At 38.6% G+C, this 22,406-nt stretch carries 18 protein-coding genes and 1 CRISPR repeat array; of the genes, 6 read left to right on the top strand and 12 right to left on the bottom strand.

Going from position 1 to position 22,406, the window contains the following annotated elements:
• Nucleotides 1-120 precede the first annotated feature (120 nt).
• The 4 genes from pyrG to J3U37_RS09570 all read left to right on the top strand — a co-directional run bounded on the left by pyrG (nucleotide 121) and on the right by J3U37_RS09570 (nucleotide 5,345).
• Nucleotides 121-1,758, top strand: coding sequence for a glutamine hydrolyzing CTP synthase (gene pyrG, locus J3U37_RS09555; protein ID WP_220217581.1), 1,638 nt, complete (start codon nucleotides 121-123; stop codon nucleotides 1,756-1,758).
• Nucleotides 1,759-1,805: 47 nt separating this feature from the next.
• Nucleotides 1,806-3,107 (top strand): phosphopyruvate hydratase, encoded by a 1,302-nt coding sequence (eno, locus tag J3U37_RS09560; RefSeq protein ID WP_220217580.1) that lies wholly within the window; start codon nucleotides 1,806-1,808, stop codon nucleotides 3,105-3,107.
• A gap of 229 nt (nucleotides 3,108-3,336) precedes the next feature.
• Nucleotides 3,337-4,281 (top strand): VirK/YbjX family protein, encoded by a 945-nt coding sequence (locus tag J3U37_RS09565; protein ID WP_267374581.1) that lies wholly within the window; start codon nucleotides 3,337-3,339, stop codon nucleotides 4,279-4,281.
• A gap of 158 nt (nucleotides 4,282-4,439) precedes the next feature.
• On the top strand, nucleotides 4,440-5,345 hold the full coding sequence (locus J3U37_RS09570) for a lysine exporter LysO family protein (RefSeq protein ID WP_267329107.1): 906 nt from the start codon (nucleotides 4,440-4,442) through the stop codon (nucleotides 5,343-5,345).
• A gap of 224 nt (nucleotides 5,346-5,569) precedes the next feature.
• Here the strand turns inward: J3U37_RS09570 and J3U37_RS09575 are convergent, their stop codons facing one another.
• The 11 genes from J3U37_RS09575 to J3U37_RS09625 all read right to left on the bottom strand — a co-directional run bounded on the left by J3U37_RS09575 (nucleotide 5,570) and on the right by J3U37_RS09625 (nucleotide 18,976).
• Nucleotides 5,570-5,710 (bottom strand): hypothetical protein, encoded by a 141-nt coding sequence (locus J3U37_RS09575; RefSeq protein WP_267346929.1) that lies wholly within the window; start codon nucleotides 5,708-5,710, stop codon nucleotides 5,570-5,572.
• A 751-nt stretch (nucleotides 5,711-6,461) separates the two neighbouring features.
• Nucleotides 6,462-6,602 carry a hypothetical protein gene (locus J3U37_RS09580; protein ID WP_267374584.1) on the bottom strand — a complete coding sequence of 47 codons (141 nt, stop codon included), beginning with the start codon at nucleotides 6,600-6,602 and terminating at the stop codon, nucleotides 6,462-6,464.
• A 267-nt stretch (nucleotides 6,603-6,869) separates the two neighbouring features.
• Nucleotides 6,870-7,197: direct repeats of the CRISPR family, unit length 28 nt; unit sequence CTTCACGGCTGCATAAGCCGTTTAGAAA.
• Between the two features lie 275 nt (nucleotides 7,198-7,472).
• Nucleotides 7,473-8,012 carry a methylated-DNA--[protein]-cysteine S-methyltransferase gene (locus J3U37_RS09585; RefSeq protein ID WP_267374586.1) on the bottom strand — a complete coding sequence of 180 codons (540 nt, stop codon included), beginning with the start codon at nucleotides 8,010-8,012 and terminating at the stop codon, nucleotides 7,473-7,475.
• A 312-nt stretch (nucleotides 8,013-8,324) separates the two neighbouring features.
• Complete coding sequence (locus J3U37_RS09590) at nucleotides 8,325-9,089, bottom strand: histidine phosphatase family protein (RefSeq protein WP_220217576.1); 765 nt, start codon at nucleotides 9,087-9,089, stop codon at nucleotides 8,325-8,327.
• 15 nt (nucleotides 9,090-9,104) lie between these two features.
• A complete protein-coding gene (locus J3U37_RS09595) occupies nucleotides 9,105-10,442 on the bottom strand; it encodes an OprD family outer membrane porin (RefSeq protein WP_267374588.1) in 1,338 nt (445 codons plus the stop codon).
• A gap of 189 nt (nucleotides 10,443-10,631) precedes the next feature.
• Nucleotides 10,632-10,826 carry a hypothetical protein gene (locus J3U37_RS09600; RefSeq protein WP_267328997.1) on the bottom strand — a complete coding sequence of 65 codons (195 nt, stop codon included), beginning with the start codon at nucleotides 10,824-10,826 and terminating at the stop codon, nucleotides 10,632-10,634.
• 98 nt (nucleotides 10,827-10,924) lie between these two features.
• Nucleotides 10,925-12,316, bottom strand: coding sequence for a glycoside hydrolase family 1 protein (locus tag J3U37_RS09605; protein ID WP_267374591.1), 1,392 nt, complete (start codon nucleotides 12,314-12,316; stop codon nucleotides 10,925-10,927).
• A 3-nt stretch (nucleotides 12,317-12,319) separates the two neighbouring features.
• Nucleotides 12,320-14,245, bottom strand: a complete 1,926-nt coding sequence (locus J3U37_RS09610) for a beta-glucoside-specific PTS transporter subunit IIABC (RefSeq protein ID WP_267374594.1) — start codon at nucleotides 14,243-14,245, stop codon at nucleotides 12,320-12,322.
• Nucleotides 14,246-14,437: 192 nt separating this feature from the next.
• The gene (gene licT / locus J3U37_RS09615; protein WP_220217571.1) at nucleotides 14,438-15,280 is read right to left on the bottom strand and encodes a BglG family transcription antiterminator LicT; all 843 of its coding nucleotides are present in this window, start codon (nucleotides 15,278-15,280) and stop codon (nucleotides 14,438-14,440) included.
• Nucleotides 15,281-15,458: 178 nt separating this feature from the next.
• Complete coding sequence (htpG, locus tag J3U37_RS09620) at nucleotides 15,459-17,333, bottom strand: molecular chaperone HtpG (protein ID WP_267374597.1); 1,875 nt, start codon at nucleotides 17,331-17,333, stop codon at nucleotides 15,459-15,461.
• A gap of 278 nt (nucleotides 17,334-17,611) precedes the next feature.
• On the bottom strand, nucleotides 17,612-18,976 hold the full coding sequence (locus J3U37_RS09625; RefSeq protein WP_267374599.1) for a sodium-dependent transporter: 1,365 nt from the start codon (nucleotides 18,974-18,976) through the stop codon (nucleotides 17,612-17,614).
• Nucleotides 18,977-19,654: 678 nt separating this feature from the next.
• Between J3U37_RS09625 and ubiG the strand changes: the two genes are divergently transcribed.
• Together ubiG and gntT are read left to right on the top strand one after the other, a co-directional pair.
• Entirely contained in the window at nucleotides 19,655-20,359 is a 705-nt protein-coding gene (gene ubiG, locus J3U37_RS09630; protein ID WP_267374601.1) for a bifunctional 2-polyprenyl-6-hydroxyphenol methylase/3-demethylubiquinol 3-O-methyltransferase UbiG, read from the top strand.
• A gap of 247 nt (nucleotides 20,360-20,606) precedes the next feature.
• On the top strand, nucleotides 20,607-21,929 hold the full coding sequence (gene gntT / locus J3U37_RS09635) for a gluconate transporter (RefSeq protein WP_267374603.1): 1,323 nt from the start codon (nucleotides 20,607-20,609) through the stop codon (nucleotides 21,927-21,929).
• A gap of 98 nt (nucleotides 21,930-22,027) precedes the next feature.
• Here gntT and J3U37_RS09640 read toward each other — a convergent pair whose 3' ends face one another.
• On the bottom strand, nucleotides 22,028-22,168 hold the full coding sequence (locus J3U37_RS09640) for a hypothetical protein (RefSeq protein ID WP_267374605.1): 141 nt from the start codon (nucleotides 22,166-22,168) through the stop codon (nucleotides 22,028-22,030).
• Nucleotides 22,169-22,406: the final 238 nt, after the last annotated feature.

Here is a 22,406-nt window from a genome sequence, read left to right on the forward strand (position 1 = left end):
GTGAGGGAAGGCATATTCTGTTATACTAACTTCCCGTCTGATTCATCATATATTGCATAAGTTTTTATGGTTTAAATTTCTGCAATATTATTCTATTAAATTAATAATGGTCTGGTATTAATGGTCACGAATTATATTTTTGTTACAGGCGGTGTCGTTTCTTCCTTAGGTAAAGGCATTGCCGCAGCATCGTTAGCTGCAATTTTAGAAGCCCGCAATTTAAAAGTCACCATGCTAAAACTTGATCCCTATATTAATGTTGATCCCGGCACAATGAGCCCGATTCAACATGGTGAAGTTTTTGTGACAGAAGACGGTGCTGAAACCGATCTTGATTTGGGGCATTATGAGCGTTTTATACGCACAAAAATGACGCGTAAAAATAATTTTACAACTGGACGTATTTATTCTGATGTATTACGTAAAGAGCGCCGTGGTGATTATTTAGGGGCTACGGTTCAAGTTATTCCTCATATCACTAATGAAATAAAATCACGGGTAATTGAAGGCGCAAAAGGTTTTGATGTTGCCATTGTTGAAGTCGGTGGCACCGTTGGTGATATTGAATCACTACCATTCTTAGAAGCAATTCGCCAATTGGCGGTTGATGTTGGTCGTGAACATACCTTATTTATGCACTTAACATTAGTGCCTTATCTTGCATCGTCAGGTGAAGTTAAAACCAAACCAACACAGCACTCAGTAAAAGAGTTATTATCAATTGGTATTCAACCTGATGTACTAATTTGTCGTTCAGATCGCGCAATTCCTGCTAACGAAAGAGCTAAAATTGCACTATTTTGTAATGTTCCTGAACGTGCAGTGATTTCTCTTAAAGATGTTGATTCGATTTATAAAATCCCAGCATTATTGAAATCACAAAATTTAGATACCTACGTGTGCAATCGTTTCCATCTTGAATGTAAGGAAGCCGATCTATCTGAATGGGAACAAGTCATCTATGAAGAAGCTAATCCTGTCGGTGAAGTTACAATTGGTATGGTAGGTAAATACATTGAATTACCTGATGCGTATAAATCGGTAAACGAAGCATTAAAACATGGCGGTTTAAAAAATCGGTTAACTGTTCATATTCGCTATATTGATTCAGAAGATCTTGAATCACGTGGTACTGATATATTAAAAGATTTAGACGCAATATTAATACCGGGTGGATTTGGTTATCGTGGCGTGGAAGGCAAAATCATGGCAGCACGTTATGCCCGTGAAAATAAGATCCCTTATTTAGGTATCTGCCTTGGATTACAAGTTGCTTTAATTGAGTATGCACGTAATGTTGCAGGTATTAAAGATGCGAATTCAACTGAATTTGTCAAAGATTGTGCAAGTCCGGTTATTGCGCTTATTACCGAATGGAGCGATGAGTCGGGTAATGTTGTGCAACGTAATGAAAACAGTGATTTAGGCGGCACCATGCGTTTAGGTTCACAAATCTGTCATCTTGAGCCAAATTCGTTGGTATCTGAGATGTATCAGAAGGAATCTATCACCGAACGTCACCGTCATCGTTATGAAGTGAACAATAATTTATTACCGGAAGTTGTAAAAGCAGGATTAAAAGTCACCGGTCTTTCAACCGATAAAAAATTAGTCGAAATTATTGAAATTCCTGATCACCCATGGTTTGTTGCATGTCAGTTCCACCCGGAATTTACCTCAACACCACGTGACGGTCATCCACTGTTTAGTAGTTTCGTGAAAGCTGCCAAAATTTATCAAGAGCAGCAACAAAAATAGTTTTGGATTAAATTTAGTAATATATCTGTCATATAGAGGAAAATAACATGGCAAAAATCGTTAAAGTACATGGTCGTGAAGTCATCGACTCTCGTGGTAACCCAACTGTTGAAGCCGAAGTTCATTTAGAAGGTGGTTTTGTTGGTCTAGCAATCGTTCCATCAGGTGCGTCAACAGGTTCACGTGAAGCGTTAGAACTTCGTGATGGTGACAAATCTCGCTTTTTAGGTAAAGGTGTATTAAAAGCGGTTGAAAACGTAAATGGCCCAATTGCTAAAGCAGTTGTAGGTAAAGATGCGTTAGATCAAGCAGCTATCGACCAAATCATGATTGATTTAGACGGTACTGATTTTAAATCTAACTTAGGTGCAAACTCAATTCTTGCTGTTTCTTTAGCAACGGCTAAAGCTGCTGCTGCGGCGAAAGGTGTGCCACTTTATCAACATATCGCTGATCTTAACGGAACTTCAGGTCAATACTCTATGCCTTTACCAATGATGAACATCATCAATGGTGGTGAGCATGCTGATAACAACATCGATCTACAAGAATTTATGATTCAACCAGTCGGTGCTAAAACAGTACGTGAAGCGATCCGTATGGGTTCTGAAGTATTCCATAACTTAGCTAAAGTGTTACACGCTAAAGGCATGAATACCGCAGTTGGTGACGAAGGTGGTTTTGCTCCTAACTTAGGTTCAAATGCTGAAGCATTAGCTTGTATCAAAGAAGCGGTTGAAAAAGCAGGTTATGTACTAGGTAAAGACATTACTTTAGCGATGGACTGTGCTGCATCTGAATTCTATAACAAAGAAACCGGTAAATATGTATTAAAAGGTGAAGGAAATAAAGAGTTCACTGCTCAAGAATTTACTCACTATTTAGAAGGTTTAACTGAACAATATCCGATTGTTTCAATCGAAGACGGTTTAGATGAAAGCGATTGGGAAGGTTGGGCATACCAAACTAAAGCATTAGGTCACAAAATCCAATTAGTTGGCGATGATCTATTTGTGACTAATACCAAAATCTTCAAACAAGGTATTGAAAAAGGTATTGCTAACTCTATCTTAGTTAAAGTTAACCAAATCGGTACATTAACTGAATCTATTGCAGCGGTTAAAATGGCTAAAGATGCTGGTTATACAGCAGTAATTTCACACCGCAGTGGTGAAACTGAAGATTCAACAATTGCTGATTTAGCTGTTGGTTTAGCTGCGGGTCAAATCAAAACTGGTTCTATGAGCCGTTCTGACCGTGTTGCTAAATATAACCAATTAATCCGTATTGAAGAAGCTTTAGGCGCTAAAGCTCCATTCAACGGACTTAAAGAAGTTAAAGGTCAATAATAAGTTTTTAACAACTTAATTTATTGTCTTGATAAGAAACGGTGACAAGTTCACCGTTTTTTATTTTGTTTCCAAATACATAAATGACAAAGGTTGCGTTGCGCTAGGTTGTGTTGTACTCTTAATGCTTTGTATTTATGACTAATCATTGATATCTATTGATATTTTATAATTTAGCCACATATAAATTTTTTAATCAATTAACTAACTCGATTTAAATTTTCTGCTTATGAATAATATTACGAATATGTCCCAGCCTAAAAGCAAATGGCAACTTTTTAACTGGCTTTGCAGCGGTAAACTACCGTTAAATGAATTATGGCGTAATCGGACTTATCGTTATAAATTTTTCTTAAGAACTTTGTTCTTAAGCCCAATTACCCTTAAATGGCTGGATAAGCTAAGGCAGTATCCACGGCTTGGCGACTATTTTTCTTGCCAAACTAATTTACCGTGTAAATTGCAAAGACCTTATTTATCATCTTGCTTATCCCAGCAAGAACGATTTGATGCGTTAGTTTATCATTATGATTTTTTAGCTAAGCATAGCGATAAGATGACCAAAGCATTTTACGATCCTAATTCGCCATTTGTGTTGGCTGATGTCACAGTCAAAAATGATGCAAATATTCAGATCGCCATACAAGCTCGTAATAAATTTGCTCGAGAAGGGGAGATCAGCCTTTATTTTTATGATCAAGACGGCATCGATTTAGCCACCTTAACTTTTTCGATTATCCAGTATCAACAAAAGCCAACGTTATTTATTGCTGGTTTACAAGGTACCGGTCATCAAGAGGCTCGCATACGGGTGCAAAAGGCGACAAAACAGTGTTACGGTCTGTTTCCTAAACGGGTTGCGGTTGAAGCGGCTTTAATTATTGCCAATTATTTTCAGCTACCGCAAATAGTTGCTGTTGGTAACAAAACTCATGTGTATAACAACTGGCGTTACAATAGCCGACAAGAGCGAATTTTATCGGATTATGATGATTTTTGGTTAACCATTGACGGTAAACAAGATGAACGTGAATTATTTATCTTACCGAACGAAATCAATCGTAAATCGATTGAAGAGATAGCCAGTAAAAAACGTTCAGAGTATCGCAATCGTTATGCATTATTGGATCAATTAAAATTGGCGATACAAGCGCAGTTAGCCTCTTTAAACTAACAGTCAACTCATCTTGGCATTAAGCGTGCCATTTTTTGTTGCATATTGCCGGTTAACTACCGCAATGAAAGCGGCAAGCAAATTCGAGATTATTGGATTTGCTTGAAGCGCTGAATTAACAGGATAATAATATAAAAAATAAGAGTAGGGAATAAAATATGTATTTTGGTATTTTAATTGCATTGGTGCCATTGTGTATTGGTTATTTGATTAAATTCAAACAAGAAAAATGGCTAGCCAAAATTAACCAAATCCTTAGTTGGATGGTCTATTTTATTCTCTTTATTATGGGTTCTGAGCTGGCTCAGTTAGATGATCTAACCACGAATTTACAACATATCTTATTTTATACTGCCATTATTTTTGTCTGCACATTCGGTAGTAATTTTATTTTCTTAATGTTATTCGATCTCTTCCTGCCTTGGAGAACTTCGCACACTAAGCAAAGCTATGATTCTCGTTTTAAAATGATATTGGAGTCGCTACGGGTCTGTATTGCTTTAATCTTGGGTTTTATTGTCGGTCTTTTTCCATTATTTATATGGCAATACAGTGAAAACATTATTCAAGTTGTGTTAGTGTTTCTGTTGTTGCTGATTGGTATTTCATTGCGCAGTAACAATATTTCACTCAAGCAAATTTTGCTTAACAAGGTGGGTATTGCAACAACCTTAATTGTTATTATTAGTACCTTTTTAGGTGGAATTATTGCGGCATTAATTTTACATCTACCACTGCCAGTTGGATTGGGGATGTCGTCCGGATTTGGTTGGTATTCCTTGTCTGTTATTTTGATGACTAAAGCACAAGGTCCAATTATCGGCAGTGCCACTTTCTTAAACGATATTTTACGTGAACTTTGTGCCATTATTGTTATTCCAACCTTAATCGGACGCTATAAATTGACCGCACTTGGGTTGTGTGGCGCCACCTCAATGGATTTTACTTTGCCCATTTTGCAAAAAGGGGCAGGGATAACCATTGTGCCTCCGGCGATTGTACAAGGTTTTTTACTGACGTTGTTGATGCCGATTTTTATGACTTTGTTTAATTATGGGTTTTAAAGTTGAGGTTTTTAAAATTACGGTTTTTAAAACGGTGGTTTTATACTGAAACGTGGGTGTTTTCTGAAGGTTCTTGACAGTGGTTTGTGTTTTTGCTTAAACACCTATATTTTCTGAAAGTTTTTGACAAAGTTTTTATTTTTCTAAAAGTTGCGGGTTTTTAGTCTGTAGGTTTCGGACGCTGGTAATTAGTCGATATTTTCATTTCGATGTCTGCGTCCGAATTAGGGGGATTTAGTGCGAAATCCCCCTAATAACCCCCTCGCAGCACCACCCAAAGCGGTCTTCGACTGCCCTCCGCCTTCGTTCGGCCTTAACGCACCGGCGCTGATTTGTTCCGGACAAAGCAGCGCCTCGCCAAACATCCTTGTTTGGCGTGCTAACCTCGCTCAGTTGTCGGCGCTTTGTGAAGGTGCGGGTTGGTGCACTTGTTTGTTTTTGTGGAAGGTCATGGTAAGCCGTTTGAAAAAAGTAATGGAGTTCAAAATACAAACTTTTTAAACCCTTTTTTTTAGCTAAAAATAAAAACATTAAAAATCAATATATTGCAAAAGTGTTAGAAAAAAGGGTTTTTAAACTTAAAATTGCTCTTTGTGTTTTTATAAACGATGTTTATAGTATATAAGATTCTACTTCACGGCTGCATAAGCCGTTTAGAAATCCGAATGACAAAACTAAGATACAAAAAAAGGCTTCACGGCTGCATAAGCCGTTTAGAAAGACGGTAAGCAAGTTACAATAAAATCCCAATACTTCACGGCTGCATAAGCCGTTTAGAAATTTTGCTGCTCCTGTCTCACTACGCATAACGCCTTCACGGCTGCATAAGTCGTTTAGAAACCCGAATTTAAAGGACTGAAACGGCAGTATTTCTCCACGGCTGCATAAGGGGGTTTAGAATATTTTTGAAATATCTAAAACTTTTGTTTTTATACTGAAACGTGGGTGTTTTCTGAAAGTTCTTGTCAACGGTTTGTGTTTTTTGCTTAAACACCTATATTTTCTGAAACTTCTTTACAAGGTTTTATACTTTAATTGAAAGTTTCGGGTTTTTGGTTTGTAGGTTTCGGACGCTGTTGATTAGTCGATAATTTCAATACGATGTCAGCGTCCGAATTAGGGGGATTTTGTGCGAAATCCCCCTAATAACCCCCTCGCAGCACCACCCAAAGCGGTCTTCGACTGCCCTCCGCCTTCGTTCGGTTTTAACGCACCGGCGCTGATTTGTTCCGGACAAAGCAGCGCCTCGCCAAACATCCTTGTTTGGCGTGCTAACCTCGCTCAGTTGTCGGCGCTTTGTGAAGGTGCGGGTTGGTGCATTTGTTTGTTTTTGTGGAAGGTAATGGTAAGCGGTTTAAAAATAGTAGTGGAGTTTAAAGTACTAACTTTATAAACCCTTTTTTTTAACTAAAAATAAAACCATTAAAAATCAATATATTGCAAAATCGTTAGAAAAAAGGGTTTTTAAGCCTAAAATTGACCTTTATGTTTTTATAAACGATGTTTATAGTATGTGAGATTCTACTTCACGGCTGCATAAGCCGTTTAGAAACTCATACGAGGGCTTTTTTTACAGGTTTTTATCTTCACGGCTGCATAAGCCGTTTAGAAAAACAATCACAATTAACGGTGTTTCAAATAGTGCTTCACGGCTGCATAAGCCGTTTAGAAAAGCAGATTACAAGATACATGGATTGAATTGATCTTCATGGCTGCATAAGCCGTTTAGAAAGTTGACTCGGCAACTTCTTCAGCAAATGCTGCCTTCACGGCTGCATAAGCCGTTTAGAAAAACCACCGCATCTGACAGCGCATCAAGTCCAACTTCACGGCTGCATAAGCTGTTTAGAAACCAAAAATAAAAAATGTACGCATGCGAACAAACTTCATGGCTGCATAAGGGGGGTTAGAATATTTTTGAAATATTTAAAACTTTTGTTTTTATACTGAAACGTGGGTGTTTTCTGAAAGTTTTTGACAAGGTTTTATACTTTAATTGAAAGTTGCGGTTTTTTGGTATCGTGGTTGTTTTGGTGATTTTGGGTTGGTTAACTTTATCGCTGGTTGTGGCTTTGCGATAAAGTTTTGGTTTTGGTGTTGTGCCGGTTAGTTTGTGTGGTTTTATTTTTATGGGGTGTTTGGTTGTCGGGGTAGGGTTAGGTTGCTGGTGTCTACGCCTTCAATTTGCAGTAATTTTATTTTTTTATCGATGCCGCCTGCATAGCCGGTTAGGTTGCCGTTTGTTCCTATCACTCGGTGGCAGGGGATGATGATTGAGATTGGGTTGTGTCCGACTGCGCCACCAACCGCTTGGCTGGACATCTGTTGTTTATTTAGCGCTGATGCGATTTGTTTGGCTATGTCGCCATAGGTGATAAGTTGTCCATAAGGGATTTTACATAAGATATCCCAAACTAAATAGCGAAACGGGGTGCCTTTTGGGGCTAGTGGTAATTGGTTGATAGCGGGGTTTTTGCCGGCAAAATAGTCATCTAACCAATGTTTGGTTTGATTAAAGATCGCTAAATTTGCTTGTTCTTGCCACTTTTTTACTGCCATATCGCCAAAATATTTTTGTCCTTCAATCCATACACCAACTAATTTATTTTGATGACTAGCTAGGGTGATGTTGCCCATTGGTGAGGTGTAGTTGGTCGAGTAGTACATGATCTTTCCTTGTTATCTAGATTAGCTGTTGGCAAGCTATTATAGCCTGATCTTAAGATTAAGGTGGTTTGTTTTTTATTTTTTATGAAAGAAGATTATTGGTGTTTGATATCTTTTTATTTTGATTATTTGATTAACGCTATCGCTATAACTGCCAGCAGAACAATAATCAATAAACGCTATTATTATCCAGCATAATATGAGTGCAATAAGAAAAGTATGCGGTCTGCGATTTTATTGGTGGTGATAGTTCGGCGGTTTTGGCTGATAAGTCAATGACTCACTGGTGTGAGCCATTGGTTATTGTACTTTTTACTTGCTTAAGGTTTTGCCTTTTTCTACGTAGCTCATGTCGCCTAAACTTTCTACGATAAATTTACCGTCGTCGGTGTAGCGAATTTTAGTCACACTGGCGTTACCTAATCCGGCGGTAATCGGTTGGTCTTGCATCTCTTCGACCATTGCCATGATCGCCATGCCATGAGTCACAACTAATACGTTACCACCGCCTTGCGCTTGTGCTTGTTTTGCAATAGCTTTTAATGCGGTTTGCATACGTGTTTTGACTTTATTGTAATTTTCCGCTTCGCCGGATTTTTCAACTGCTGCAATGGCATCCATCATTTTGTTTAAGGTGATTTTTCCTTTACCAAAATCTTCCATTAACGCTTTATCCGATTCGTAGCCTAAATGCTGAGCAGCGGGCGTCCACATATTGGGATCGAGATCGCCTTCGAAGTCACCAAAACAGGTTTCTCGTAGTGCTTCCATTTCGTTTATGTTTATCGGATCGCCTTTGGTTTCTAATATGATGCGGGCAGTTTGTCTTGCTCGTCCTAGATCGCTTGAGTAAACTGCAATAAATTTCATATCGCCTAATCCGCGTCCAAGTTGCTGTGCTACTTCGATCCCCGGTTTGGTTAATGGTGTGTCAGACCAACCTTGAGCACGATGTACGTTGTTAAACATTGTTTTACCATGACGAGTAAAATATAAGTTGACCTCTTGCGCAAAGGCTTGCGATGCTAAAGAGGCTGCCACAACGACAATACTGATAAGTTTGATAATTTTTTTCATACTTTCATCCTTTTCTTAAAATAAATTAAATCGATAATCAATCACGGTTTCAGCCGATAGCGTTGGTGAGCGTTGTGCTTTGCCGTCTCTGAGTTTTGGGGTGACATCAGAACTGCTGATTGTTTTGTATGACCAGCCATAACCTGCTTTAGCTAAAATTGATAAGTTTTTGAAAGTGCCGCTGGTCGGTTTAAAGATATTAAAGACGTTAATTTCACCGTTTTTTAGGGTTTGGTGTTTATAGTTAAATCTGCCGTAGTTCATATACAAACCGGTAGTATTATCTTGCACAAAGTCGTAACCTAATACCGCTGATAATACCAGTTCGCCATCTCGCATATAATCAGCGCCGGCGGCGGCAAGCCCGTTAAAGCGTCCACGGGTATTTTTGCCTAGATGTCGACCGTAAAAGCCAATTGCATTATGTTTGTTGGCATCGGTATAAGCCAGACCAAGTTTGACGCTCCAAGCATCTTCTTTCCATTGGGCATCGGCGGCATAGTGCCATGCGTGATCTTCAAACTCTTTTTTGCTTTTTGACATGGCATCATAATTTTTTAAAGCATAACTACCGTATAACTGCGAGCCTAAGGTTAATTTGTTGGTTGGCTTGTAAGTTAGCTCAATAGCATGACGTCTTAAATAGTCTTTAGCGACACCATATGAGTAGTCGATTTTTGTGGTGCTATCTTGATAAGCGATTTCAGCCGTTGAGATATGGTCGATGACACTTTTGCGATCATTACTCATAAAATGCAGTTTTTGGGCTGATTCACGGGGAAAGGCACTGTTAATCCGAGCAAATGAGAAAGCGAGCTTGTCAACGTTAAAAATCCCACTGTAACCGAGGTAGCTGTTACGAGTTAAATGTTGGGATGAGCTGATAATGCCCAGATCTTTTAAACTTTGCCAGCCAACTTTACCGTTGAATTTGATGTTGTCATTTCCCAGTTTGATTTTGATATAGCGCTGGGTGAATTTATTAAATCCGTGGGCGTTATGTTTACTGTAGCCTTTGCCGTCGTTATACAGTAAATTACGGGTGGCAAAGTAGTCACTTGCGCCAAGTTTTATCACATTGTCATAAGTGACATCAAAACCTAGGGTATCAAATAGGTATCCCGATTTATAATTGAGGGTAAATGCTTGCCCCCAAGCGCTGTGAACTTCTTTGGGTTGGGATGCGTTCTCTTTTAAGTATTTCCAATGATTACGGGTGGAAAAATCGAGCTTGCTATCGTTAAAAAAGTGATTATCGAACATACCGGCTGATGAACTTACGTCATTGGCCAGTACTGAACAACTCAGTAGGCTTAGAAGTGCCAGTGGTAGGTATTTCAGTTTTGTCGTCATATCCTTTGTCCTTGTTTCCTAAAATAAACCTAAATGCCAACTTGTGAGAGGGCTAACTCCTTAAGTTAGGATTAAGGTGTTATCTGCTAAGTGCAGTCATCATTCAAGATAAAATTGATTCGTGCGATGTGTTTACCTGTTTTTTGTCTGTTCTTGCCTCATGTTAACGAGTGTTTAATGCAACGTTTTTTAGTCGCTATGATCGAGTGAGATCATCGGCGCTAAACTTGCTGCATTTGCCCATTGCTGGTAAATAACCGGATGATGCGACTTCCTAATCTTTGTCTGTACTTTCAAGCTTCTGATAATCTGCAAGTCGCTGGTATTTCGCCTTTTGGCGTTATTTAAAGCAGCTATCGATCGGCTTTCGGTTTGTTGTTCCATAACAATTTATTCATCCGGTTTAATTTTTCGATCCTTTGCGCTTGATGCGAAAAAGATTGGTAAGCCGATAGCCCATAACTTAGGCTATCGGGCTAGTTTTATTTTAGTACCGCTCCTTTTGATGCAATGACCGATTTGTACCAGTAAAAACTTCTTTTCTTATATCGTTTTAAAGATCCGGTGCCGTCTTGGTTAAGATCCACATAAATAAAGCCGTAACGTTTTGTCACTTCGGCTTTAGATGCACTAATTAGATCAATAGGTCCCCAACTGGTGTAACCCATGACCTCGACACCGTCTTCAATAGCTTCACGGATTTGAACTAAATGATCGTTCATATAGTTAATACGATAATCATCGTTTATAGTGCCGTCGGTTTCTAATTTGTCTTTTGCGCCTAATCCGTTTTCCACAATAAAGAGCGGTTTTTGATAACGTTCATAGAGCATATTTAATAGATAGCGAATGCCGACAGGATCGATCTGCCAACCCCATTCAGATGCTTTTAGATAAGGATTCGGTACCATATCTAAAATATTACCTTTGGTTTTAAGCGACGGATCAGCCGTTGCACAGCAACTCATGTAATAGCTAAATGAGACAAAATCGACAGTGTTTTTGAGATCTTGAGCATCTTGCTCAGTAATGGTTAACTCAATACTGTTTTGTTTAAAGTAACGATGCATGTAGGTTGGATAGTAACCACGGACTTGAACATCACCAAAAAATAGCCAGCCGTGGTTTTCTTGATGAGCTGCCCATACATCTTCAGGTTTCGGGGTAAGAGGGTAGGCGACAGCGCCTAATAACATGTTACCGATTTTGGCATCCGGTATGATTTGATGACACAATTTTACCGCCTGTCCACTGGCCACCAGTTGATGATGAATGGCTTGATAGATTTGCTGTTTACTGCTGTTACGATCTAAGCCCACGCCGGTAAACGGTTCGTGCAATGACATGTTGATTTCGTTGAAGGTTAACCAGTATTTGACTTTCTCTTTATAGCGTTCAAATACAACTTTGGCATAATGGGTGAAAAATTCAATCACTTGCCGATTACCCCAACCACCATATTGTGTGACTAAGTGATAAGGCATTTCATAATGCGATAGTGTGACTAATGGTTGGATGTTATGTTTAGCCATTTCGTCAAATAATTTGTCATAAAAAGCTAAACCTTGTTCATTTGGCTGTTGTTCATCACCGTTAGGGAATATTCTCGTCCATGCAATAGATACTCGTAAGCAGCTAAAGCCCATTTCAGCAAATAGCGCTATATCTTCCGGATAGCGATGATAAAAATCAATCGCTGTATCTTTTATGCTGTTGATCTGATGCTGATTGCGATCGATTATTTCGCCAAATAAGCCGTTTGGTGTACAGTCGGACGTTGATAGACCTTTACCGTCTTGACGATAAGCACCTTCCACTTGATTGGCGGCAATTGCGCCCCCCCAAAGAAAATCGTTAGGAAACGTTGTTGACATGTTTTACTCCTTATTTGCGATTAATGCTAGTAATGCGTCACCACTTTCAATGTTGCTTTGCTCTGTCATGCAAAAGATATCTTGATAATTATCTGTGTTGGTAATAATGATTGGTGTAGTCATGGCAAATCCGGCTTTTTTTATGGCCTCAATATCGAAGCTGACTAATAGATCACCTTTTTTGACTTTATCACCTGCTTGGACATGCGATTGAAAATGTTGACCGTCTAATTTAACGGTATCAATACCAATATGAATCAATATTTCAGCGCCATTTTGGGTTTGTAAACCTATAGCGTGTTTAGTTCTAAATAGCGAAACGACTTCACCATCGTCCGGGGCAAGCGCTTGTCCAACTGTTGGCTCTATTGCGATACCTTTACCCATTAATTCGCCGGCAAAGGTTGGATCGTTCACTTCGCTTAAAGGCAAAATGTTGCCGGTTAACGGGCTAAAAATGGTGGTTGCATTGGCGCTCGCTTGTGCATGGCTGTGTTGACTGGTGTTATTAGCGTGCGCATTATCTGTGTTTTCATTCTCACTATTTGCATCTTGTAAGATCGATTTATCTTTAGGAATACCAGATAGATAGGTCACAATTAAGGCTAAAGTAAATGACAGCACACAACCAATGACCACGGCATAAAATTGCTCATTAATGCCAGTTTTAGGGATCAGTTGTAAGAATGAAAAGATATTAATAAAACTAAAGGAGTAAATCACACTGTGGTAGTAACCGACAATGCCGCCACCGACAACTGCGCATAAACAACCGATGATAAATGGTCTTTTTAACGGCAGGTTAACCCCGTAAATAGCCGGCTCAGTCACACCAAAGATGCCCGATAAGACCGAAGAGCTGGCTAATGCTTTAAATTGTTTGTCTTTGGCACGTAACATCACCGCTAACACAGCACCGACTTGGGCAAATACTGCTGGGAATAAGATTGGTAACATAAAATCTTCTTGATAAACCGCAAGGTTATTTAAGGCAAACGGAACCAGTCCCCAATGAATACCAAAAATCACCATGACTTGCCAAATGGCGGCTAAAATCATTGAGGCTATAATCGAGTTCAGTCCATAAACAAAGATAATGCCGTCGGCAATAAGATTACTGACGTAAGTCACCAAAGGTCCAATGACTGCAAAGGTTAATGGCACAGTGATGATAATACCCAGTAGTGGCGCAATAAATTTTTTAAACGAGTCATGCATGATTTTGTTAAAAATGCGCTCTAATAGCGAATAGAACCATGCCGCTAAAATAATTGGAAAGACTGATGAGGCATACGGAATAAGTTCAATTGGAATTGAAAATAATTCGGTACTAAGGGAAAATTCCCCTGCCGGCATCATGCTGGCTATGGTTGGGTGGATAAGTGCGCCACCAATTGCCATACCCACGTAAGGGTTACCACCAAATTTTTTCACCGCCGAAAATCCTAAAATAATCGGTAGGTAATATAAAGGGGCGTCACTTATTGCAAATAAAAATTGATACGTTGAGGTATTTTCCTGCACGATATTGCTGATAAGCAAAACCGATAATAGACCTTTTAATATCCCGCCGGCAACTAATACTACCAGCACCGGAATAAAGATCCCCGATACTAAATCGATTAGTTTAGAAAATAGTCCTGTTTTTTGTTTTGAGGAAGCTTGCTCATTATTTTTGTCGTTTAAGTTGGTCAGTTGCATAATGTCATTAAATACATCTGCAACGTTATTGCCAATCACAACTTGAAATTGTCCGCCACTTTGAACAACCGTTATAATGCCGTTTTGTTTTTTTAATGTATCAGCATCGGCCAGGCTTTCATCTTTTAAGACAAATCTTAGCCGGGTAGCGCAGTGTACCAGACTGATAATATTGTCTTTGCCACCGATTTGGTTAATGATTGATTCGGCAAGTGCTCTGTTTTTCATACCTTATCCTTATTTTTATGCAAAAAAAAACCTAGCTCCCTTTTATTCAAGGAAGCTAGGTTTTGCTTGCAAAGTAGAATCATTCTATTTTGCAATAACAATCCAAAAACTGATGTATTTAGGCTAACATAAATTTTGCGACCTAGGTATTAATTCCGATATTGTGTTTTGGAAATTGTGATTTATATCACATTATGTTTTTTTTAATTCGTTGCGCAGTCTTTCGATATGAATGGTTAGATATAAACTTTCGTCATCGCTAAGGGGATGTGAATAGTGTTGGATTAAATGCAGATCAATTTGTTTAGTGCATTGGTAAGCTTGTTCATATTTTTTTCGAATTAATTCATATAGCGAGGCGTCTTGTTCGGGGTGTTCGGTTTGGCTCAGTATGCGATGTGAAAAGAATTTCAAATGAGTGATAAACCGCTGATAGGACAGACAATCTTCATCATACTCAAACTGAAAGTGATATTTTACAATGTTTAAAATTTCACGCATGATTTTGGTCATTTTAACAATGTTGGGCATGGTGTCATTGAGCTGCGCATTGATAATATGAAAGGTGATAAAGCCGGCTTCGTCTTCCGGTAAATCGACATTTAATCGTTGTTTTATCACTGATAATGCATATAAACCGATTTGAAACTCTTTGGGATAGAGTTTTTTGGTTTCCCATAAAAAACTATTTGGGATATCAAACCCTTGTTTATGTCGTTCTATGGCAAAATGGATATGATCGGTGAGTGAAATATAGATACTATCTTGCAGTTTGCCTTCTAATAACTGCTTTGCATGATTAATAATCACTTCAGTTGTTGTTAATATTTCAATGGGAATTTCAGAAAGTAATTCAGCAAATCGGGGGAGGGTTTCGTTATTGGTTAATGAGAACTGTTTTTCAATCAAATCACTATCAATTAAGTCGCCTTCTCGCTTTTTAAAACCCACGCCACGACCGGTAACGATGAGTTCATTACCCTTCGCATCTAACGTAACAACGACATTATTATTAAGAATTTTATGAACTTTCATACACTGCTGCTTGTTTTTTCTATATCGGTATTATGTATAGTGAGCAAAAAATAGGAAGTAAAAAATTGAAAAAATGTGATAGGTGTCATATTTTTAGTGAAATTTTGTTGCTTATTTCAAAAAAAAGCTAACAAAAAACCCGATACCGTTAACGGTATCGGGCTGATATTTGCAAAGATTATTGCGCAAGGAGTTTATTCATCGTTTGAATAAATTTACTTGGATCATTTAGTGAACCTTTTTCGGCCAGTAGTGCTTGATCTAACAATAGTTCGATCCAATCATTAAACGCTGTTTCATCTTGCGTGTCGGCAATTCGTTTCACCAATTTATGATCAGGATTAATTTCAAACGTGTAGTTGATCTCAGGTGCTTTTTGGCCGGCTGAGGCAAGTAATTTTGCCATTTGAGTCGACATTTCATCAGCACTTGTGGTCACAATGGCTGGGGTATTGGTTAAGCGGTGGGTTAATTTCACCTCTTTAACTTTATTACCTAAAACGTTTTTAACCCGTTCGATAAATGGCGCTAACTCTTTTTCAACTTCTTTTTGATCTTCACTATTTTGATCAGCAAGTTTTTCGATAGATTCGTCTGATTTACTGATTGATTGGAATTGTTTTCCGTCAAATTCAGTTAAATGACTCATCATCCACTCATCAACACGATCAGAAAGCAGTAATACTTCAATGCCTTTTTTGTTGAATAATTCAAGATGAGGACTATTTTTTGCTGCGCCGTAGCTGTCAGCGGTAATATAGTAAATCTTGTCTTGACCGTCTTGCATGCGGCTGATGTAGTTCTCTAAACTGACTGTTTGCGCATCGCTGTCGTTATGGGTTGAGGCAAAACGTAATAATTTAGCAATTGCTTCACGGTTGGTGAAGTCTTCACCGGTACCTTCTTTTAACACTAAGCCAAATTCACCCCAGAATTTTTGATACTGTTCCTGGTCGTCTTTAGCTAATTTTTCTAGCATTTGTAATACACGTTTGGTACAGGCATTACGTAAACTTTGCGTAACTTTGTTATCTTGCAATATTTCACGTGATACGTTTAATGGTAGATCATTTGAATCAATTAAGCCTTTCACAAAACGTAAGTAATTAGGCATAAATTGTTCAGCATCATCCATAATGAAAACACGTTGCACATAAAGTTTTAATCCGTGTTTATTATCTCGATTCCACATGTCCCATGGTGCATTTGCCGGTATATAAAGTAAGCTGGTATATTCTTGTTTACCTTCTACACGGTTGTGGCTCCAACTTAGTGGATCGGCAAAATCGTGTGACAAGTGTTTATAAAACTCTTTATATTCATCATCGGTAATTTCTGATTTGCTACGTGTCCAAAGCGCTTGCGCTTTATTGACTTTTTCCCATTTTACTTCTTTGCTCTCTTCATCGGTCGTTTGAACTTCGACAGATAATGAGATGTGATCAGAATATTTACTGATAATTGAGCGTAAACGCCAATCTTCTAAAAACTCTTTTTCATCAGCTTTTAAATGTAAGGTGATCTCTGTACCACGAGTGTCTTTAGTGGTATCAGATAGGGTATATTCGCCTTCACCGGTAGACTCCCACATCACTGCTTCATCAGCTTGTGCGGTTGCAGCGCGGGTTTTTACAGTCACTTTATCAGCCACAATAAAGGCGGAGTAAAAGCCAACCCCAAATTGACCGATTAATTGGCTGTCTTTGGCTTGATCACTGCCGATAGATTCTAAAAATGCTTTGGTGCCTGATTTGGCAATGGTGCCTAGATTTTCGATGACTTCATCACGGGTCATCCCGATACCATTGTCAGAAATGGTTAAGGTGCCGGCCTCTTGATTTGTCCAAATTCGAACACCGAGATCAGCATCACCGGCATAAAGGTTTGGGTTTTCCAGCGCTTTAAAACGTAGTTTGTCAGCCGCATCCGATGCATTAGATATTAATTCTCTTAAAAAAATCTCTTTATTGGAATATAAAGAGTGAATCATTAAATGGAGAATCTGTTTAACTTCGGATTGAAAGCCTCGTGTTTCTGTTCCTTGCTTACTCATTAACTAGTACCTCAATTAAAATTAATAGTCTCAAATAACAATTAGGCGAAAATAGATTGTGACAACAAAAAGACAATCTTACTCGCCGTAAGCTATGTTAAATGATTAACATTGATATAATGATTTGATTTATTGTTGTATTGTTATATGGGAATAAAATGAATGTTTTCAATAGCGGTAAATCAATATTGTTAACTGGTTGATGTTTTTTTGTTAAACCGCCGGTATAAAAAAAGCCTTGTAAAGTACAAGGCTTTTAATATTGTGTTCAGATCTGATTAATGTTGTAATCCAAAAACAAGAATAGCAACAATTGCGATAGGGATAACAATTGAGGTTAACACTCGCCAAATTTTAAACCAGAAATTAGTTAAGTTTAACTCTTCTTGAATGCGTTTTTGTTTCATCATATAAGCACCAAAAATCACCGTACCTAAACCGGTAATAGGTAACATGATTTTACTGGTGAGGTAATCAAGTGAATCAAAAATGTTTTTATCAAAGAATTTCACATCAGCCCATTTATTAAATGATAGGATACAAGCAATACCCAGCGCCCAAATCAGGATACTGATGACAATGGTTGCCGTTTTGCGTCCCATATGGGTTTTTTCTTCCAATAATTCGACCGTTGGTTCAAGTAGTGAAATCGAAGAGGTTAACGCCGCAAAGGTTAAAAAGATAAAGAATAAAATACCTAAAACGGTGCCGCCAATCATATTACCAAAGGCGATCGGTAGTGTAACGAAGATAAGACCTGGACCAGCGGCAGGCTCTAAACCGTTGGCAAAAACCAATGGGAAGATGGCTATTCCGGATAATACCGCAACAACGACATCGAGTATCACCACTGTTCGGGCTGTTGATAATAAATCGACATCTTTACCAAGATAAGAACCATACGCCATCATAATGCCCATACCTAGTGATAAGCTGAAAAATGCATGGCCTAAGGCCGCTAAAATTGCGGTGCCGTTTAAGGCCGACCAGTTAGGGGTAAACAGGAAGTCACACGCTTTATAAAATGCATGACCACTAGCATAGATAGCATAACCCACGAGTACTAACAGTAAAATACCTAAGCCTGGCATCATTAGTTTACAGCCACGTTCTAAGCCGGCACCAACGCCTAAGGCGACGATAAAGGCGGTCGCAAACATAAATACTGTATGCCATGTTAAAAGGCTACCGACATCAGCTTTGAAGTTATCGAATATCAGCGCTGTTGTTTTGCCATTGACGCCTTCAAAAGTGCCTTTTGCTGCTAACACAATATAGTCAGTCGCCCAACCACCAATTACACTGTAGAATGATAAAATTAAAAATGAACCGAGAACGCCAATTATACCAACCCAACGCCAAGATTTTGAATGACCTTCAGAAACCGCAACATCTTCCATAGTATGGATTGGGTTTTTTTGCCCTCGACGACCGATGAGCCATTCTAACACTAAAATAGGCATGCCAATAATAAACATGAAAAGTAAATAGGTGAGTACAAAAGCTGAACCACCCATTTGACCTGCCATATAGGGAAATTTCCAAATATTACCTAACCCCACCGCAGAGCCTGCCGCTGCAAGCATGAATCCCATGCGTGAGCTCCACTGTGAGTGACTTTTCTTCATAGTACCTGTACTCATGAATTTTCCTTTGATTCTTATTAAATAGTTTAATTTGCGTTTAGTTAAATTATGTATTAATTAAAAACTTTTAATCATGCCATGAAATTAGGCTATTCACAAGAAATCATTATAGCGATGAATTTTAGTTGTTTAAAAATTTAGCTGAAATGTAACTCAATATTAAAATGTAGCAGATGGTCTATTGGAGCGTTTTGAGAATATTTAATAAACCGTAAAAGGTAAAAAAGAACCAGCATGGGCAAAAGAAAATGCTGATTCTGATTTTAAAAAAGAAAGTCAAAATGATGTTATAAATACCGAATACCACGTACATTTTACTCTTTTCAAGATTTTCATAGCCGAGCGCTAAAAATGCATTGACTACCATTAAAACAAAGAATGGAAATGTCGCAATTGACATCAAAACAGCGTCCCCTAAAAATGGTATTTTCGCTATTTTCATTAACATACGTCGATCGGATTTTAGCGTGATAAACATTCTTCCAATTCCTTTTATTGATACCCGCTTTATCAATTATTGTTTATTTTTTAATGCTAAATTGTACACCATTTAACCTATAAGATTAAGAAGATTTTTTTGTCGATAAAACGATGTCAATGTTTGCGATTTTATTGATAATCAATCGTAGTTAGCATATAGTAAAATCCAGTTTTCAAACTTTATTAACGCCAAACATGTCACAAAATATCGATATAAACGAAATCAATAAATTTTCACAATTAGCCGCGCAATGGTGGGATCCAAATGGGCAATGTAAACCTTTGCATATCATTAATCCATTACGTGTTGATTATTTACTGCAACAATGCCAGTCGCTCAATGGTAAAAAGGTATTAGATGTGGGGTGTGGTGGTGGCATCTTGTCGGAAAGCCTAGCTAAGTTGGGCGCACAGGTCACCGCTATCGATCTGGCTGATGAGTCTTTAAATGTTGCCAAAGTGCATGCTGAGCAAAATGGATTAACTATTGATTATTTAAAACAGACGGTTGAAGCGCATGCTGAGCACTACAGCGCAAGCTATGACATTATCACTTGTATGGAGATGCTTGAACATGTGCCCGATCCTGCATCAATTATCGATGCCTGCGCCAAATTACTTAAACCGCATGGCAAACTCTTTTTATCCACCATTAATCGTAACAATAAAGCTAAATTGCTGATGATTTATGGTGCTGAATATTTAGCCCGATTAGTGCCGAAAGGTACCCATGATTTTAATCGATTTATTCGTCCGTCTGAATTAATGCTTTGGGTAGAGCAGGCGGGATTAACGGTTAAAGATATCATTGGTATGGAGTACCATTTACTGAGCAACCAATTTAAGTTGGGATCGAATGTTGATGTAAATTACATCTTAATGGCGCAAAAATCAGAATAATGTTAAAAGTGTGATCTAATTCTCATTTTAATGTTTTTTTCTAAAATTTTTCTTAATTTCCTCTATAATCGCCAAAGTTACCGATAACATGCGTTTTTTAACTGTTCAATCACAATAGCGCAAGTTAAAAACGCATTAATGATATGCAAAAGGTTAATTAAACGGTTAAATATTGGTTAACTAAACGCTATCTTAATCATCACGCTGTTACCTAAAACATAGCATTGTTATTTTAGAGGAATAAAATATGCCGTTAATTATTATTGCCATTGGAGTGGCACTATTACTTATTTTAATGCTCCCACTTCGCCTTAATGGTTTTATTGCATTAATTTTGGTTGCACTGAGTGTTGGTGTGCTCGAAGGGATGCCGGTAATGGAAGTGGTCAAATCCATAAAAAATGGCGTAGGGGGAACGTTAGGTAGCCTGGCGTTGATTATGGGATTTGGCGCCATGCTCGGTAAACTTTTGGCCGATTGTGGTGGTGCACAACGAATCGCAACCACGCTTATTGCAACCTTTGGTGACAAAAAGATTCAATGGGCGGTCACCCTTACTGGCTTTATCGTGGGCTTTGCGCTTTTTTACGAAGTCGGTTTTGTCTTATTATTACCTTTAGTGTTAACCATTGCCGCTACGCTGCGCATTTCACCGCTTTATATTGGTATTCCAATGGCGGCTGCGTTATCGGTCACCCATGGATTTTTACCGCCACATCCGGGGCCAACGGCGATCGCTGAAATCTTCAAAGCCGACATGGGGCGCACCTTACTTTATGGCACAATTATTGGTATTCCAACGGTTATCTTAGCCGGCCCGATGTTGGCAAAATTGCCGTTTATTCGAGCCATTAATCATCCTATTGAAGAAGGGTTATACAATTCTCGTCAATTTACCGACGAACAAATGCCTAGTTTTAGTGTCAGCGTGTTTACGGCATTAATTCCGGTGATATTAATGTCGATCCGGGCAGTTTGTGAAATGACGCTTGCTAAAGGAAACGTCATTTTACCTTATGTTGAGTTTTTTGGTGATCCGGTGATTGCCACGCTGATATCGGTGTTAGTTGCGGTATTCACATTTGGTCTTTTGCGTGGACGCTCCATGGCTGAGATCAATACAACAATTGTCGATTCGATTAAAATTATCGCCATGATGCTGTTAATTATTGGCGGTGGCGGTGCTTTTAAACAAGTATTGGTCGATAGTGGTGTCAAAGTTTATATCGAGCAAATGATGCACTCATCGACTGTTTCACCGTTAATTATGGCATGGTTAATTGCGGCATTACTGCGTTTAGCGTTGGGATCGGCAACGGTTGCAGCGTTAACTGCTGGCGGGATTGTGTTTCCGTTAATTGCGACTAGTGGCGTCAGCCCTGAACTTATGGTAATAGCCACCGGCGCCGGTAGTGTGGTGTTTTCACATGTTAATGATCCGGGTTTTTGGCTGTTTAAAGAGTATTTTAATTTAAGCATTACCGAAACGATGAAGTCATGGTCTTTATTAGAAACGGTGATTTCGGTTTGCGGATTAGTTGGGTGTTTAATTATTGAGATGCTTATTTAATAATTTGAATTAACATCCTGAGCAATGCAGTTTTCTAGTCTGCAAGTTTCGGACGCTGTTGATTAGTCGATAATTTTAATACGATGTCAGCGTCCGAATTAGGGGGATTTGGTGCGAAATCCCCCTAATGACCCCCTCGCAGCACCACCCAAAGCGGTCTTCGACTGTCCTCCGCCTTCGTTCGGTCTTAACGCACCGGCGCTGATTTGTTCCAGACAAAGCAGCGCCTCGCCAAACATCCCTGTTTGGCGTGCTAACCTCGCTCAGTTGTCGGCGCTTTGTGAAGGTGCAATCTGGTGCACTTGTTTGCTTTTGAGAAAGGTAATGGTAAGCCGTTTAAAAAAGTAGTGGAGTTCAAAATACAAACTTTATAAACCCTTTTTTTTAGCTAAAAATAAAGCCATTAAAAATCAATATATTGCAAAAGCGTTAGAAAAAAGGGTTTTTAAATCTAAAATTGCTCTTTATGTTTTTATC

This window comes from Gilliamella sp. B3172, from assembly GCF_026536465.1.
In the GTDB taxonomy this organism is placed as follows: Bacteria; Pseudomonadota; Gammaproteobacteria; order Enterobacterales; family Orbaceae; genus Gilliamella.